This window comes from Micromonospora sp. NPDC049366 (genome assembly GCF_044466625.1).
GTDB lineage: Bacteria > Actinomycetota > Actinomycetes > Mycobacteriales > Micromonosporaceae > Micromonospora.
In genome coordinates, this window is sequence record NZ_JBITMV010000029.1 from 20,132 (window position 1) to 38,774 (window position 18,643).

The 18,643-nt window shown below is 70.0% G+C and carries 3 protein-coding genes; 1 reads left to right on the top strand and 2 read right to left on the bottom strand.

The window, feature by feature from the left end; translation table 11 throughout:
* The gene (locus tag ACIBTV_RS29595; protein ID WP_396710178.1) at positions 1 to 2,784 is read right to left on the bottom strand and encodes an AAA family ATPase; all 2,784 of its coding nucleotides are present in this window, start codon (positions 2,782 to 2,784) and stop codon (positions 1 to 3) included.
* A 150-nt stretch (positions 2,785 to 2,934) separates the two neighbouring features.
* On the opposite strand from ACIBTV_RS29595, the gene ACIBTV_RS29600 reads away from it, so the two are divergent.
* On the top strand, positions 2,935 to 3,654 hold the full coding sequence (locus ACIBTV_RS29600) for a response regulator transcription factor (protein ID WP_396710174.1): 720 nt from the start codon (positions 2,935 to 2,937) through the stop codon (positions 3,652 to 3,654).
* Between the two features lie 116 nt (positions 3,655 to 3,770).
* Here ACIBTV_RS29600 and ACIBTV_RS29605 read toward each other — a convergent pair whose 3' ends face one another.
* Complete coding sequence (locus tag ACIBTV_RS29605) at positions 3,771 to 18,545, bottom strand: hypothetical protein (protein ID WP_396710176.1); 14,775 nt, start codon at positions 18,543 to 18,545, stop codon at positions 3,771 to 3,773.
* Positions 18,546 to 18,643: the final 98 nt, after the last annotated feature.

The window sequence follows — 18,643 nt, forward strand, 5'->3', positions numbered from 1 at the left end:
TCAGCCCTCGGCTCGGTCGACGACACCACCCTGCTGGATCAACTCGATCCGCGACCGCATCTGCAGCTTGGTGAGCACCCGCGACACGTGCGTCTGCACCGTGTTGCGGGACAGGATCAGCTCCGCCGCGATGTCCGGATTGGACAGTCCCTTGGCCACCAGCCGGGCGACGTGCCGCTCGGCCGGGGTCAGCGCGTCCCAGCCCTGGGTCGGACGGCGGCGCACCGTGCGCGGTCCGCGCCGGACGCCGAATGGGCGCAGTCGGGCCTCGACCCGCCGAACATCCCAGGTCGCACCGAGATCGTGCCAGCCGCTCAGCGCCTCGGCGAACACCGACCGGGCGGCGGGATCTCCCCGCTCGGCCAGCCGCGACGCCAGCTCCTCCAGCACGAACGCGTGATGGAGCGGCCACTGCCGCTGCGCGTACACCTGCGCCACCGCGCGTAGTTCGTCCGGGTCGCCGGAGATCATCGCCTGGCAGCAGCGGATCGTCAGCGCGCGGTACGGCGCCGGGTCCGGGTCGGCCGCGACGGCCGCGACGGCCGCCTCAGCTGTCGCCCGGTCGCCGACGGCCAGTGCGGTACGGACCAGGTACGGCGCCTCGTCGCAGCGGCTGGTGCGGGCCGGTCCGGGCGGCAGGTCCAGGTAGACCGCCCGCACCGCCAGCCCGGTGGCGAGATCGCCGCGGGCCTCGGCCAGCATCGCCACCGCCTGGGCGACCGAGCCGAAGGCGCCGACCCAGCGATGCTGGTCCGCCGGGTCGAGGAAGCCACCGGCCCGCAGCCGCGCCTCGGCGGTCGCCTGGTCCTCCCGGTGCAGCGCCACCAGCGCCACGATCGCGTGCAGGTAGGACATCGACGGGTTGGCCAGCAGGTCCTGGTCGGGGCGGTCGGCGTACGCCACCGCGTCGTCCCACCGCCCGTACCAGTACGAGGCATTCGTGGCCTGGGCGAACAGCACACCCGCGCGCATGCTGCCGGCCTGCTCCGCCCAGCGCAGCGCCTGCGCCAGCGCTGCGTCGACCTCGGCACGGCTGGCCTCCAGCAGCAGGCTGCGCAGCCGGTTGCCGGTCAGCAGCAGCTTCAGTTCGGTCGACTCGACATCGTCGCTCAGCGCCGCGAGCGCGGCGTCGATGTGGTCGAGCTGATCGGCCTCGGCCGCGAGGTAGGACAGCGCGTTGTGGGCGTAGCCGATGCCGAGCGAGTCGCCGCAGGCCTGCGCCTCGGCCAGTGCCTGGTGCGCCGCGGCCACGGCCTCGTCGAGCCGGCCCACGTGCACCAGGATCAGGGCACGCCACGCGCCCAGCCTGGCCCGCCACCGGGGCGCGAGGTCAGTCGAGGCCGGCTCAGCCAGCTCAAGGGCGTCCTCGAAGCGGTGGATCCGGGCCGCGGCTCGCACGGCCATGATCCGTAACCGGCTCGCCAGTTCCCGGTCGGTGGTGCGCTGCAACACCTGCACAGCCACCTGGCAGGCCTGCTCGTCACGGCCGAGCCAGAACAAGGTCAGCGCCAGCCGGGTCAGCAACGCCTCGTGCAGCGCCGCCGACGGCACGGGCGACGCCGTCGACCGGGCCAGCAGGTCCGCCGAGACGTCGGCGGAGGCGTACAGCATGGCCTCCGGGAGACCGGCCAGCCAGTCCAGCGCCCAACCGTCGAGCGGCCCGGCGGTTGCGGCCAGGTGCGGCGCCACCTCGTCCACACCCGCGCCCGCCACCGCACGGGTATGCGCGACGTGGCGGTGCAGCCCCACCCGGACCGCCGCCGGCAGCTGGTCGATCAGTGCCTGTCGGATGACGTCATGCCGGAAGGTGAGCCGATCCCCCGCCCCGGCCAGTACGCCCGCGGCGATCGCCTCCTCGGCGACCTCGGCCAGCTCGGTCGCCGGACGGCCGCTGACCTCCGCCCAGCGGCACATGTCGAACTCGCGCCGCAGCAGCGCCCCCAGCCGCAACGCGCCGACCGTCGGCTCGCTGAGCGAGGCCAGCCGACGGCGGATTGCGGCCAGCAACGACGGCGGCACGGTGGCGGCGTCCTCGCGCAGCTCGCGTACCTGCCCCCGCTGCTCCAGACCGCCGTCGCGGACCATGGCGGCCACCATCTCCCGCAGATACAGCGGGTTGCCGCCGGCCCGTTCCAGCTCCGCGCGCAGCCGGGGCCCCGGCACACCGTCGACGAGGCGGGTGGCGAGCTCCAGCACGTCCGCGGTACCCAGCGGTGCCAGGTCGAGCTGAAGGCCGGGCCGCTCGGGCAGCAGCCCCCGCAGCCGTGCTGGGGTCGTACGCGCGCCGGTCGGACGGCTGGTCAGCGCCAGCAGCAGCGGAATCTGGTCGACGGCCCGGGCCAGCCGGTGGCAGAGCAGCAGGCTGGGTTCGTCCGCCCAGTGCAGATCCTCCAATACCAGCAGCACCGGACCGCGGGCGCTGATCCGGTCCACCAACTCCAGCATCCGCTCCCCCGCCGCCAGCACCGGGTCGAAGGCGCCTTCGTCGCCCGGTTCGCCGCGCAGCAGCCTGGCGATGGCCGAGCGGGCAGGGTCGGGCGACCGCGTCGAGACGCCGAGGGCGTCGGCGATCATACGCAGCGGAAAAGCTCGCATCAGCTCGTCGCCCGATCCACGAAAAACCTGGCATCCGGCCACTGCGGCGTCCCGGGCCATGCGGTCTGCCAGAGCGGTCTTGCCGATGCCGGGCTCGCCCTCCAGCCAGGCGATCCCGCCTCGCCCGTGCTCCAGCTTGGTGACGACGTCGCGCAGCGACGCCGACTCCAGGTCTCGTCCGATCATCATCGTCACGACGGCCATACTCCTAACCGGCTGTTACTCGCAAAACATCTGCCGGGCGAACGACTCGCACGGCAGATGTCACTGATATCAACGATGTCTCAGCCACGCGTCGGCAACGAGGGTGTGAAGCCTTGGTAACGAGGGAGGATCGCCGTGACCCTGTACGCCATGCCGAAAGCACCCGCTCTGCCCCTGGAAGACCGTCTCCCGCCGCGGGTGCGCGTCCACGTCGCCGAGGACAATCTCGTCATGCGGCACGGCCTGCGCGCCGTCCTGGAGGGCAACGCCCGGATCGCGGTCGTCAGCGAGGCCGGTGCCGACCCGGAAGCGCTGGCCCAGGCCGGGCGGCTGAGCCCCGACGTGGTGCTGATCGGCGCCGGACCGCGGTGCCGCCCGCTCAACCGACGCCCGATCTGCCCCGAGGGACCCGCGGTCGTGATGCTCGCCGACAGCGCCGACGCGCTCGACATCCAGCAAGCACTACGGCTCGGCGTGATCAGCTACCTCGTGCATGGGCAGTTCGACGCGGACGGCCTGGTCGACGCGGTGCTGTCGACCGCGCGCCGGCAGCGATGCCTGTCCCCGGGCGCGATCGCGGCCATCGTGGAGACCTTCCAGACCACACCGCTGCCCGTCGCTGCGCCGAGCACACCGCCGGCCGACCACGGGCTGTCGCGGCGGGAGGCCGAGCTCATGGAGCTCATCGTGCTCGGCCGCACCAACCGCGAGATCGCCCAGGCGCTGTACATCAGCGAGAAGACCGTCAAGAACCACGTCAACCACATCTACGCCAAGCTGTCCGCCCGCAACCGGGCGGAGGTCATCGCGGTGTGGCTCGGCCTGCGCTCGGCAGCCGACCGCTTCGCCGCCTGACGCACCGCCGCCAGGCCGACCGCACGCGCTGTCGGCCTGGCGGCCGAGCCACTACGGCTCCGCAGAATCGGTGGCACTCGGCCCCGGCAGGCCGGCGTCAGTCAGAGTAGCCGGCGTCAGTCAGAGTAATCGTCGTCGTCTGACCCGAACAGGCTGTCGTCGTCTGATCCGGACACGCTGTCGTCGTCTCGCGGTGGCAGCGTCATCTCGCGGGCTATCACGGGCCCGGCAGGCGTCGCGTGCACCGGCGCCGGCACCGACCTGCCGGGACCGCTGACCTGGTCCTGCGCGGATGGCGCGGCCGGCCTGCCGGGGGACGCGGCTGACTCGTCGTTCATCTCGAAGTCGCCGGACGTCAACGGTGGGGCGGGTTCGATCATGTGCTGCGGCGCCGCCCCCGCGGAACGTGCGGCAGCGGCATACGGATCACTCACCGCCCACCCGGGCACACTTCGACCCGGGAACGTGCGCCACGGCGGTGGATTCAGCCGCCACCCGGGCTGGCCGTCGGCAGACCGAGCAGCCTCCAGCCAGACCGGCCCCAACTGCGCGACCAGCTGCTGCAGAACCTCCGGAATCAGCTCGACATCACCGACGACGACAACCCGCTCCGCGCTATCCAGCAGGAACTTCTGAATCTGCTCCCCAGACAGCACCACGCCCGGCGCCTGCCGCAGCGCCAACAGCACACCGAACTCGTCCGGGGCGAGAACGACCTGCCTTGACGTCCCATCCTCCTGAACGACGGTGACCGTGCGCGGCGCCGCGGGCCCCGCCCCCGCGTGCACGACAAGGTCCACCCGCAGGAACGCGGCCAAATGCAGTGCCTGGTACGCGCCGAGGCGCTGACGGACAGTCGCGCGTATCTCCTCGAAGACGTCCAAGACATCGCGCCCTGCGGTCACGGCGTCCAACCCCGGATCCGGCAGCTCGAGCGCCCGGCCGGACCGGCCCAACAGATACTCGATCACACGAGCTGCGGGACTGCCCGGCGCGAAGACCACCTCACCGCTGGCGAACCCGTGGCGACGCAGCACACCCTCGCCGAAACTCCACGGACTCGGCACTCCCTGTCTGTCAGGCTGAGATGAGGCAGCGTCCCCGACCGGGCCACCGGAATAGGTACCCGACCCGGACGCGGACACCTCCGGGCCCTGACCCGAGCGGCCTCCAGCAATCGCGACACCGACGGGCCACACATATTTCTCATTATGCAGCGAAATAATCCCAACTTTTCCTACATTGCGCATCTTGGCGTTGAGGTGACTGACGGCACTTTTCGGAACGCTTGCTCCGCCGTACAGGTTCTTGATCGTGTCTGGCGTGAGGGACAGGGTCGGAGAGTTGAGGAATCCGTCGACCACCGGCCGCTCCGCCGCCGACAGGAACGTGACTGTGTCGGGTGCGGCGGATTGGCCGAGCCAGCCACGTCCGTCAGTCTCGGTCTGCAGGATCCATCCGTCCCGCGGGAGCACGTGGCGAACATCTCCCCCCCGCCAAACGACCCCCCCTTCGTTCCACTGAGCCGCGCCGTGGGTAAGCCCGAAAGCCGAGATCATTCGATTGTTGAGCGCGGCTATCGCCTGCTCCAACGGGCTGAACTGGCCACCCCCATAATACCTAGAGGTGGCGTGGATTTTTGGGAGGAGTCGAGCGGTGATGACCCCCTCGGGGTGGGCGCGGAGGAGCGCCTTAAGGATGCTCGCTTCTCCGCTGCCGGTACCGAAATCCACCTGCTGACCCGTGTAGTCGGTCACAACATCACGTCCGTCAGCCAGAGTGTCCAAAGTCAGTCCATTTGCTCTGACCGGGCCGGCCCCAGCAAACTCGACACCGACGGGCCACACATATTCCCCCCTATGCCTAACAATAGGCCGACCTTCTCCTACAAGGTGCATCTTTTTGTTTAGGTATTCGATGATACTAATTGCAGGGCTTTTTTTGCCGGATAGGTTCTTGATTCTGTCTAGCGTGAGGGACAGGGTCGGAGAGTTGAGGAATCCGTTGACCACCTGCCGCTCCGCCGCCGACAGGAACGTGACCGTGTCGGGTGCGTTGGAGTGGCCGATCCAGCCACCTCCGTCGGTGGCGGCCTGCAGGATCCATCCTTCCTTCATGAGCACGTGGCTAGCCTCCCGCCAAACCCACCTATCCCGCGTCCCGTCCCGCCGAGCCGCGCCGTAGGCAGACCCAAAAACAGACATAATTCGATTGTTGAGCGCGGCTACCGCCCGCTCCGCCGGACTGTGGTGCTCCCCATTACGGTTTTTCAGCTGGCCATGGCGCATAATGTCAGCTTTGGTGAGCTCCATGTTGTCGGCGCGGAGGAACCCCTCAAGGATCCTCGCTTCACCACTGCCGGCATCGAACTGCACCTGCTGATCCGTGTCGCTGGTGACAGCACCGCTTCCGTCATCGAGAATGCGCAGAGTCAGGCCACCACGCCTGATCTGACGACCCCCGTCGAACTCGGTTACCTCAGGATCCTGGTTCCAGATGGGGTGGACCGGCGACGGGGTCCCACTGCCGTGCTGTCCGGCGGCATCGGCCCGGTCAGCGGCGAGCGGGGTCGTCGTAGCCGGGGCGGTGGCCGCTTGCTGTGCGTCGGGAAGGAGGTTACGTGCCAGCTCGGTCAACTTGGGGATGCGGTTGCTGGCGTCGATGACGCCGCGTAGCCCGTCGATCGGCGTCCGCCCCGCGCCGGGAGCCCTGGTGGCATACGTCTGCCACAGAGCATCCAGGCCCTGCAGGAAATCCGTCCAGTCCGCGGCCTCGGGCGCCGGAATCGCAGCGGACCGCGCCGCGAATTCCGCGTCAGCCCGGGCCATCAGAAACGGGAAGCGGCTGACGCCACCTGCGCGCAGCAGGCCCTCAATCCCCTTAACATATCCGTCCTGGCGCGCGGCGAGGCGGTGACGCGCGCCCTGCGTGGTGTAGTCGGCGGGATCTATCACCGCGTCATAGTGGCCACGGCTGCTGGTGTAATACACGTGCACCACAGGACCGTCCGGCCCGGGATCACGGAATCCGCCCTGACGATGGCCGGCCCCCCCCGCAGGGCCATGGATCTGGAAACTCACACCCAGGACATCGGCCAGCAGGAGCAGCAATCCGTCACCCACCGCACTCGCCCAGGACGTCCGCCATTTCCTGACCGTGTTGAGCACCGCGTCGCGCTCCTGGTCAGTCGGAAGCCGAGCCCTGTCGGCGGCTGACGCCTCCACGCCACGCTGCGTGCGCAGCCTGTCGATCTCGGCGAGCTCCCCGTCAGTAAGGTCACGGCCCTCTGCTGCGGCCCGAACGCGGAAAGGCCCGGCCACAGCGTCGAAGTCCTGTCGCTGCCGGCGCGAATCCTGCAACGACCGCTGGAAGGCAACTGCCCGCGCACTGTCCAGCGCCGCCTGCGCCACATCCGGATCGGCCTCAACCACCGCGGCGACTGCCTCCGCGATGTCAATCAAATACCGCTCATCGCCGGACACGCCGACAACCACATCCGGGCGATCGGGAACCACCAGCCCGTTCGGCCGCGCCGCCGTGACCATGTCGAGCCAGACAAGCGTGTCCTCCTGCAACCACGGCCCCAACCGAGCAGCGATCTGATGCGAAGCGCCGATCACCGTCGCACGCAGCAGACACCACCCATCAGGAGCGACCTGCACCACATCCACGGCCGGACCGTGCCCCCCACCACGCCCCCCACCAGCGGCAGCCACCGACCCGCCCGGATCCTGCTGCCCCACCACACCCTGCGGCTGCCCACCCACGCCCTCACCCACACCAGGCACCACAGTGGTCAACGGCACGGCACCCACCGGACCACCCCCATCACCACCCTCCAACACGCCATCCCGAGCGAGATCGAAAGCCGCCAGTTCCCAAGGCTCGAAGGCAGGCAGCGTAAGCTCGTCCATATCCATCGGGCCGGCGAGCTGCGCATCCGCCACCGGACCACCCCCATCACCACCCTCCAAACCGCCCCCGAACACCCCATTAATAACGAGATCGAAAGCCGCCAGTTCCGAAGGATCGAAGGCAGGCAGCGTAAGCTCGTCCATATCCATCGGGCCGGCGAGCTGCGCATCCGCCACCGGACCACCCCCATCACCACCCTCCAACACGCCATCCCGAGCGAGATCGAAAGCCGCCAGGCCCCAAGGATCGAAGGCAGGCGGCGTATCTGCCTGGGGATCCTGACCGGTCTGTCCCGACCCGTGATCCGCACCGACAGCTGGCGGGTGCCCCGTGTCTGTCATCTCACCGAAATAGGCACCCGACCCGGACGCGGACGTCCCCCAATACCACGGCACACTGCCCGGCTGCCAGACCTGACCCCCATAGTGATCACTCATGCCGTAGGCGCGCCTGGCCGGCGGATCCAGCAACGCCCCCACCCGGTCGGTTCCCGCCTCGACGTCCACGAACCGACCATTGCCGTCGACGACCAGGGCACGCACACCCACACCCGGATACGGCGACCCCTCATCCACAGACCTGACCCGCGCATCCTGCCCAGCCTGCGTCTCCACCCACCACAACAACCCGTCAGAATCGTGGTGCAACAAGAAACCATGCCCCTGCACACCCGGCGCCGCAGCCGTCACGAACCCCGACGCACCCCGCCCCGCCGCACGCACAGCCTCGACCACCACACCGACCGACGACACCGCCGTCCACCGACCCCCGAACCGCGCCACCAACCCATCCTCAGCACGCACAACCCCCAACACGGTGTCATCCACCGCCCGCACCGGCCCATACAAGCCATCCGCGAGCCGCCCAAGACGCACCACACAATCAGGCTCACCCCGATACGGACCCAACGCCGCCGCCAGCAACCGCAACCGCTCGACACCACCCGTCGCGCCCCCCAGCGCCGACCCCGATCCCGACTGCGCCAACGGTGCCGCTACGGTCCCGCTGTCACCGCGCCCGGTGGGCGCGGCGGCATCCTCACGCGAGACCGCTCGCAGGATCTCCGCCCACACGGCCTCGCCGTCGCGCAACGGCCCCGGCGAGCTCACCGCCTCATAGTGGCTCCCGTTGTAGCGCAGGTAGCCGGCGACCGCGTCGACCGGCCCGACACTGCTGATCCCGTCGAGCCCCAGCACCGTTATCCGCAGCCCGAACACCTCGGCCGCCAACTCCACCACCAGGTCGCCCGCCTCGTTGTTCCACGAACCCGGACGCCTGATCCAGTCGAGGAACCGACGCTGCACCTGCCCGCCGTCGGGACCGGTCGAGTCGGGGATGAAACCGGCCCAACGCGGCGATGACTGCGCGAAGTCGGCCGCCAGCGCGTCGGCCAGCGCCCGCCGCAGCCGCAGCGGCGTCAAGCCGACACCCAGGTTCATCAGGCGGCGACCGAAAACCGCGATCAGCGCATAGAAGAAACAGTCACCGTCGGCCGGCAACGGTCCATACACGAAGCCCTGCGCGTCCCGCCATTCGTGGTAACGCGCGGTGCGCAACGCCTGCAGATCCCTCGCGGCCTGCCCACCCACCCCGGTCGCTTCCCGTCCCGACGACATCGCGCTCAGCAGGTTCGCCACGTCCGCATCAGTGTCCACATCCCCGGTCAACGCCGCCGTGATCTCGCCGAGAGCGCTGACCCTCTCCTCCAGCCGCCGGCCGATCTCAGCGCGCTGTCCCAGCGGCGCGGTCGAAAGCTCAACGAGAAGGCCATCGACCTCCTCAACGACGCTGTCGCGCTCGCGCCCGGACACGGACCCGGCGAGCCGCTGCAACACCGCCCCGGCCCGTGCCTGCACCGCCGCCATGCGCGCACCGCCGAGAAACCACCACAGACCCTTCGTCTGCGCCCCCTCGACCAGCGCGGCCACGGCGTCCTCGACAGCCGAAAGGCCGACCACATCACCGCGCGCCGCCGCTGCGCCGGCTTGCGCAAGACCCTGACGTACACGGTCGGCCTCGGCCCTCAGGTCCCGCCCCGCGACCTGGTGCTCCGACACGGCCAACTGCCGCGCCAGACCGTCCAGATCCGACAGGACCTGCTCGACCACGGCGACACGCAACCGCGCCACTGCCCCCGGCACGAGACCGCGCTGCGGCCCACCGGGCACGACCACGCCCGCCCGATACGCCGTCCAGCCAGAACCGCCCACCTCCGCCTGCACCACACCATCGGCCGCGACCGACCAACCACCAGCAGCAACCACAAAAATCTGATCCCGATACCGCCGCGACACCTCCCGCAACCGACCGACCACACCCGGCCCGGCGCTCGCCACCGCGACAACCCGCGGTGGCGGGCCACCCACCGGCGCCGCAGCCCGCGCCGCAGCTACCGCGACCTGATCCGCAGTCACATCACGCCCCGCCAACAACACCACCGTGCCCGGCGGCGCGACCACAGCAGCAGCCCGCCCCGCCAACTCCGGCACCCCCGACGGCCCCCCCTCACCAGGCACAAGCACAAGCACCGACGGATGCTCAGGCGAACGCCAGACGGGGGAACCGAGACCGTCCAGGGCACGCCGCAAACCGCCCCCGCCGGCCCCGCCGGCCCCGCCGGAGGTCGAACCGGCCGCGTACATCAGCACCGTCGGGACCAGCGGCGCGGTCCGGGCCGGCGACGCGGACGCCGCCGCGGTGGTGTGTTCGTTCCCAGTGGTGTGGGTGACGGATACGGCATCGGTCGATGCCGGATGGTCACCGCCGGCGGTTGAATGTTCGGCGTTTGCCGGGCCGGTGCTTGCGTCGCCGGTGGATGCTGCCGTGTGATCGAGCGGGCCCGTCCCTTCCGTGTCGCGGTCGCGGGCGCTGGGGGTGTGGAGATCCCATGCGCCCGTCTGAGGGGGGTGGGGCGTGTGTTGTGTGCCGTCGGTCTCGCTGGTGGGGTCCTCCGGCAGGGATGCGAGGGTCGAGCGGCGCTTCGGTGGGTAGGTGCTGTGCGCGCGGGGGCTGCTGCTGCCGGACGCGGACTCGGGTGACCGGGGGCGGCGATGGGTGCCTGCGGATATTTCCTGCAGGCGCTTCAGCAGTGCCTGGTGTGCCGGGGTGACGGAGTTCCCCCGGCTCGGCGGGGTGTTCTGGTCGGTCGGCGTAGATGGAGGCGACGTGTGCGTATCCGGCGACGGCGTGGTCGGCGACGGCGGGAGACTCGGCCGGCTGCCCGCATCAGCGGGTTCGGTGGCGATGGGCCGGTCGAGCCAGGTGGCGTTGACGTTGGTGGTCACGGTCTCGGCGATGGTGGGCAAAGCGAGGCTGCGCTTGCGCATGGTCGGCGGTCTGCTGTCGCGCCTGGCGGGCGACGGCGGGGGCTGGACTTGCGTCGTGGCGCTCTTCTCGATGGCCTGCTCCTGCGCGCTGGTGGCCTGCTCCTGCGCGGTGGTGGTCTGCTCCTGCGCGGTGGTGGCCTGTTCTGGGCTCAGTGTGGCCAGTTCCGGGTGTTGGGCGAGAGGCAGGCGTGCCTCCACAGTCGCGGCCACGGTGAAGGTCTGGCTGCTCTCGACCTTCCATGTGCTGGTGAGTCGGGATCGCTTCTTCTGCGTCGCCGTCAGTTCCAGTGTGATCCGCCGGCGGGCGAGCACGTTGGGTCGTGGCACGTCCTGATCGGTTTTCTTCGGGTCGTGTTGGCGCCGGCCTGGTAGCCGGCTCATCTGCCGGCCGCCGGAGACGGTGCGGCTCTGCGCCAGGGCCTGTTCGCCTCCTACGGCGGCGACGGTCGGCACATGGACGTTCGCGACGGTGATGTTCCCCGGCGCGGTGCGGTAACGCTCGTCAACGATGTGCCGTTCCAGCCACGGCGTGGTCGAGAAGGTGAAGGTGGTGTTGACGGCCTGTTGCGCCGCGGCGCTGCCCTGGGAGAAGTCGACGTGGGTCGGACCGTCTTCGAGCACGGCGTCGGTGTGGTCGGCTGGTGTGTGGGGCCGGCCGTCGGGGCGTGGTTCGACGTCGTCACGGGCCGGCTCCCAGGGCGACGCGCCGACCGCCTTGATGCTCACCGTCGCCTCGTAGTCGTGCGTCATCCACGGGTCTTCGATGATGAAGGTGTCGGTGACGCCTTCGGGTGCCAACAGCAGTTGAGCGGTCACGGCGGTGGTCACCCCGGCGAACAGCTCCTGGATCTGGGCCCTGGCTCGGTGGTTGGCGGCCGCTCGTGGCAACGCCTGCAGCGTGAGACTGAGCATCAGATCGCCGCCGTCGAACCAGCTCACCTTCTGGGCCTGCGGCGCATGGGTGAGCGCGGGCAGGACGTCGTTTGTCCGGGTCGGTGACTGGTACCAGTGCGCGGTCGGCGTGACCGGTGTGCGATGGGTGTCGGAGGTCATCACGTCCAGGGTGGCGACGGCGTCCAGCCACGTCGTGGTGTGGGCGGTGGCGGGCCCGGACGGCCGCCACCGGTTCGCGACGGAGTGGAGTTGTCGCGACAGCGCCGGTATGGCACGGGGCAGCAGGCCCGAGGCCGAGGCTGTGAGCGGCCGGAAATGCACAGCGAAGCTGAGCTGAAGCGGAATGTCGAATCTGACGATGTTGCCGAACGACCGCACGATGGTGAGCTGGCCCTGGTCACGGCCGATGGTGTCCGCTGTCGATGCGCTGAAGTCGTTGGCGACGGTGAGTCCCGGCGTCTGGAATCTGAGGTTCTCTCCCGCGCCGGGTGTGAACAGAGGCAACGAACCGGCCGTCGACCAGCGGCTCGAATCGATCTGGGTGTGGGCGGTGAACCGGTTGTTGGAGGCGTAGGTCTCCAAGCCGAGGCTCTGGTTGGCGTGGCCGAACAACATGCGCAGCTGGTTGATCGACTGGTGGCGGGGATCCGGCCGGGCCAGCAGCACCAGGTCCACCTCCACACCGCCGAAGTCCTTGGTGGTGTAAAGCGGGACCGCGGTCAGTTCCACAGCCTGCCGCTGTTCGCCGGAGCTGAAGAAACGCGGTATGACCGACCGCAGCGCCACCGGGGAGCTGGCCTGGGCGACGGCCTGGTGGATGCCGGGCATGTACGCGCCCGAACCGGGACGGGTGGCACCGGGAATCAACCGCTCGACCTCGGCGATCCCCTGCCGGAACAGGTCGTCGGCCTGAGCGCGGCGAGCCACGGTGATCTCGGCGGAGGTCCGTGCCTTGAGCTGGTCAGACCCACGCGGCAGGTCCCGCAGTTCGATGGACTGCTCTTCGCCGTGGCGGACCACCTCGGCGGTGCCGTCGACACGCTGGGCTCTGGGCACGGGCCTGGGCCTGGGCGTCTCGGCCGGCGCCTGTTCAGCGGATGCTGGTCGCTGGTGCGGCTGTTGGTGAGGGCTGAACCGGATGTCGCTCACCACCGCGTCACCCAGCCCCAGACGTGCGACGATACGGCGCGGGGGGTAGCGCACGGTCTCGCCCGTGTGCAACCGTCGCGTCACCTCGGCGGCCGGCAGGTCGAGCTGCCGCTCCCGGATCTCCTGATCCCGATCAATCGCCTGCGCAGCGGCCGCGGTGCGCTCCCGCAGGTCCTCGGGCAGGTTCTCGATGAGCCGGTCGGCAGGGGCGTGCGGGTGCCTGGCGCGTAGTGCCCGCCAGATGCCCACCAGCTCCTCGAACGTGACCGCGGCTTCGATGGCGTCACTGATCTCGACCTCACCCGAGCGCGCCGTCGCCGGTTCGACGAACGCGCCGACGGGGGCGCTGGCGAGGTGCCGTAGGCCGCCGACGACCGTGCCGACGAACGTCACCGGTATCCGGAGGCGATACGTCGTGCCCTGCTGCGTCGACACGCGGGTGTCCTCGGCCGCTCTCATCGACGCTGTGCGTTCGGAGGCGCCGGGAGTCCACGAGTGGCCGACGCCGGGATACAGGTGCAGTGGAACCTTGCCGTCGGTGCGGGGAGGCTTGTTGGCGAAGGGGAAGACACCGACGCTTCCCGTGGCGCCCACATGGTGGACGCGCTCCACGGTCTCGGTCAGCCAGTTGTCGTACAGCGCGCCCGTGCCGTCCTCGGCGTACACCTGCGGATGCCGGCCCTGGTAGGGCGCAAGGTACGTGGGGCGGCCGGTGGCGCCGCGCAACTCCAACCTGCCCTCGACACCGCCGGCGTAGCCGTCCTCGAACAACTGCTCGGTGACGTACACCCCCCGAAGGATCTGATCGAGAGATGAACCGAGCCGGGCCGAGCTCAGGAAGGTACGCCGGACCTGGGCCGACGTGCTCGCCTGCTCGGCTGGGCTCTGCCCGCGCAGTGCCGAGTCGAACCAGCCGCGAGAGCCGCCGAACACCTGCCGGGACAGCTCACCGAACATCTCGTTGAGCTCGCGCGAACCGTTGACGGTGACATTGCCCTTGATGTGTGGAATGACCTCATCCGCCGGACGGTCCACGGCCTCTGCCGCCACCGGCCGCCACGAAGCACGCGGCGGTCGCGGCACCTGCCCGTCCACGGACGGCTTCACCGGAGCCGACTCCACCACGGCCGACTCCGGCACGACGACCGACACCGTGACGATCTGGCCCGGCTGTCCGTCGACCTGGTACGTCCACGTCGGGTCCGGCACCCCGGCGGTCAACACCTCCGCGGTCAGCCGCCACGTGAGATCGAAGCGGTGCACCGCCTCGTCACCCGCCTCCACGACCACGTACCTGCCCAGTTCGGTGCCGTCCATCGTGGCGCGAAGATAGTTGCGCTGATACCGGTACGGCCCGAACGTGACCGGCACCATCGGCGCGACAGCCGACCAGTCACGGATACCGAAGGTCACATCGGCCTGGAGCTGACCGGACAAGCCGCCACCGGAAGACCTACTGCCGTTGAGGTCCATGTCGTTGCCCGTGACCGACAGCACAGCGATGTCCTGACTGCGCCCGGCGTGCTGGGCGGCCCGGCCGGTGGGCCTCACCCGCCACCGCACCGCGACCCGTTCCATACCACGCAGATTGCGCGTCCGGTCGAACAGCACCGTGAGACCGTCGGCCGAGAGGTCGTCCCAGTGCGCCGCCAGATATTCCGCGCTGGTCACGTCGAGCAACCGGCGCAGGTTCTCCACCTGTAGCTGCGACGCGTCGCCGTCCATGGCCACGAAGCCCTCCGCCGCCAGGTGGGCCAGCAGCGCATCGTGGATGTTCGCCGCCCGGGGGTCCGACGGTGGCGTCAGCTGAAACCGCGTGACCGCGGCGACGCCGAGGTTTCCGCCACGTTCGACACCCGACGGCGGACGCAGCCCGGGCGACATCCCGTCGAACCCGGCCGGCGTGTACCGCACCCGCAGTCCCTCGCCGTCTTCAGCTCTCGCGGACCACGTCACGGGACGCGGATCCTGTCCCACCAGCAGCGTGGCGGTCCACTCCACATCGACGTCGACGATGTGACTGCGAGCCATGCGACCGCCGACACTTCCGTTCTCGAGACCACGGCCCACGAGGGCCGAACCACCCGCATGCTGAGCATGCCGCAGGGTCGAACTGACCCTGCCCTCCAAGGACGGCCCTCCCATGTGATACGAACCGAACGCGACCGTGTCCTTCAGAGCCTTGTTGACGAAGGTGAGTCCGACGCCGACGCCCAGTTCCAGGTCATTGCGCAGACCGGCCTGGCCGAAGTCCCCCACCCGAGCCTCGAGGTAGATCTCCGTACGGCTCACCTCCGTGCTCGTCACCGGATGGGCGTCGGTGATCCTCGCCTCGAGCCGGATCATTCCGACGAAGCGGCCGTCGGTGTCGAACAGCGGGTCGGAGACCACGCCGCCACCCTGTCGGAGCCGACGGAACGCACCCTGCAGGTGCTTGGTGCTCACGAACTGCGTCAAGGTCCGCTGCGAGTCGGCGTCCAGACCGTCGAGCACGCGCCGACCGTCGACCAGCAGGCGTTCGCGCAGGTTGCGCTCTACAGCACCCGGATCGTGCACGTCGTCGAGCGTCGCCAGCGGTTCGACAGCGAGATCATGTCCGGCGAACGGACGTGGATCAGGGCGGGCGTAGTGCTCGGGGAACCACACCGTCAACGGTTCCCCGTCAAACGTCTGCCCATCAGGCGGCGAGGAACGCTCCACCCACCGGGGCCGATCCGGGTCCGTCCCGCCGGCGTGCGGGTTGAGCGGTCCCGACGCGGGCGCCACCCGCACCCGCCACCGCACGTCGAAGTCATGAAGATGATGCGGCTCCCGCAACCGCACAATGTCGTAATTCCTCACCCCGGTGCTGGTGACGACCTGACGGCGGTACTGGTCATAGCGGACCCGCACCGAAGCCGCCGGCACTACCGTCCGCAACGCTCCCCGCGCTTCGCCCAACCCGGCTACGAACCGTCCCACGATTGGAACGTCCCGCCAGTTCTGGGTGGCGTGGCCCGCACGCACCTGGGTCTGCCGCTGCCAACGCGAATCGCCCTGAACCTCGACCGGCTCGCTCACATGACCGGGTGCCGCCGCCCGATCCAACGGCCGCGACAGCTGCGCCCACAACGTCACCCGAACCGCACTCGAACCAACCCCGACCGTATACACACTTCCACCGCGTTTGGCCATGCTGGGCAGATCCGACGTCAGGCGATCCCTGGTCAGCAGCGCCGCAAGCGCACCGCCCATATCGCGACCGGTCTGCTCGCTCCACTCGTGCACACGGCCGTAATCCCGCAACGCCCGCGCCGCGAGCTCACCGATCCGGGCGGCCTGACCCGCCGACACGCCGTCCCCATTCGTCAACGTCAGGAAACTACGCCCGTTGCCCACATCGGTCAGATCAACAATGCCCCGCAAGGTCTGCTCCCAGCCGTCGACGATCGACCGCCGGCGCGACACCTCCTCCTCCGCTCTGGATATTTCCTCCCGAACCCTTGCGAGCTCCGCCGACACACTCGCCGCGGAGTCGGCCTCCACCGCCACGGCATCGGCTGCGAGCTGGCTCTCCCGCAAGCGAAGATCGCCTACAGTGCGCTCGTGCTCGGTGAGCTCACGTCGGGCGGCGGCGAGTACGTCGTACCGCGCGGCCGTGGTCAGGTCCGCGCCATCCGCCGGCCTGGTCGAGCTCCCGATCGGCAGGGAACGCATACCCGGCCGCGTCGTGGCCGACGGATCGAGCAGAGCGTCGGAGAGCGCGGCCGATGTGCCGACGACGTCAGGCACGGTGCCGCTGGCAGGCTCGACCATGTTACCGGTGTCGCTGAACTGGATGAGGTTGCCGGCACGGTCGATGAGCACGTGTGGGGTTCCCGAGCCGACCACCTCACTCAGCGAACCGAGTCCGGTGGTGGACACGAGTTGGACCCGGCTGCCGGACTCGCCCTGCGGGTCGGCCCACGCGAGCAGGCCCGGCCCCATCCGTTGCACCAGCCCCACATGAGCGGGCTTGCCGGGTCGATCGGTCCAGACGACCGTGATCGCACCAACCTCGAGAGCATCCAGGACCGCCCCGCCGCGGCGCTGGAACCGGCTGTCGAAACGCGCCGCCAGGCGATCGATGTCACGATCACCGCTGCCGTCGTCACGCGCCCGCCGCGGCACGCCCAACTCATCGATGATAGTCTCCGCCCGCAGGACGCAGTCCGCGGTCACCCCGTCCCACTCCCGCTGCGCCTCCGTGACCCGGCTCAATCGCGGCGGCACCACCTGTGATGAGGCCGATCCCTCCACGCCAGCCGAACCGATCACCGCCGGCCCGGCGACAGGGTCGACCACCGAAGACCGCAGACGCCCATCGACGGCCGGAGACCCACTGGACAGCCGCTGACCGGCCGCGTTCTCCACCGGCAACGAAGCCGCACCCGGAGAAGCCCCCACCTCCCGACCCGCAGAAACCTCCGTCCCCGACGACCCGTGCGCCCCCGCGGCGCGCCCACCGGCCAACAGAACGGTGGAAACCATCGGCACCACTGCGGCGGACGGGTTACCTGCCGTCGTCAGGCCCGCGACGGACCTGTCCAGATCCCGCCCCGACCTGTCCGCATTCGGCCGCGACAGCGACCGCCCGGACCCGGTCACCGTCCCCGGATGCCGGCCGGGGCCGGTCCTTCCACCCGGACCGGACATCGTCCCCACGCCCGAAACGGACTCCGGCCCGCCGGCCCCGACCCGACTGGTGCCGGTGCCGGTGCGCGTTGGGTCACCCTCACCGGAGCGGTCCGGCACGACACCAGCTCCCGCGCTGTCGTCGGACGACGTCAACACGCCGTCACCGGCGACGTCACCGGGCAGCGCCCCGGTCGACGGGCTCCCCTGAGGTCGCGGACCGGTCACCGGCGTCGTGTCCCACACCACGCCGGCCACCGGGTCGTCCATCGGGTCGGTCTTCGTTCCGGACCAGGCGGTGCCCTCGGCCTCGGCTCGCCCTGCGCTGTCGAGCTCTGTGTCACCGTGCGCCAGCACCAGGCCGCTGTCGCGGTCCGAGCCGTCCCGCCCGCCAGCGTCGCCGAGAGTCAGCACACTGTCACTGTCGGAGCCGCTGTCACTGTCACTGTCGGAGCCTCTGTCGCTGACCAGCGAAGGCACCGGGCTCACGCCGCGCGGCGGACCGGAAGGCACCACCAGGTCATCCAGATCCCGCCACGGGTCCGCGGGCGGTGTCACCGGGCCCGAGGACGGAGGATTCGAACCGCCGTCGTCCGCCGTCGGCGGCCCCGGCGGCACGAGGTCGGGTTCCCGGGTCAGGGGCAGGCCGGCGGTCCAGCCGACGGTGGCGTCAGCCGCAGCCACAGCCGCGGCCGTGTCCTCGGACACGCCGCCCACGACCACGGGCTGCGACACGACCGGGCCGGTCACCAGCCTGACCGGCGCCGGCACCGGCCCTGAAGGCTCACCACGCGACGCCATCGTCGGCTGCGTGCCCGTGTTCACCACAGACACCAGTCGCGACTGCCCACCCCCGGTCCCGCCATCGGCTGGGGTGAACACGCCCGACAGGTGCACCTCCCCATCGAAACGCCCCCGACCCGACACCACCCCCACGATCACCTCATCCCGCACCCTCAACCGCGTCTGCGAGAACGACCCCTCAAACCCACCCTGCAACCCACCCGAACCCCGGAACACACCCCGCACCGGCCCCCCACCACCACGCGGCG

What these genes read in the sequence shown, in the direction of transcription:
- ACIBTV_RS29595 (WP_396710178.1), bottom strand. Translation starts at nt 2,784, where the DNA reads ATGATGATCGGACGAGACCTGGAGTCGGCGTCGCTGCGCGACGTCGTC.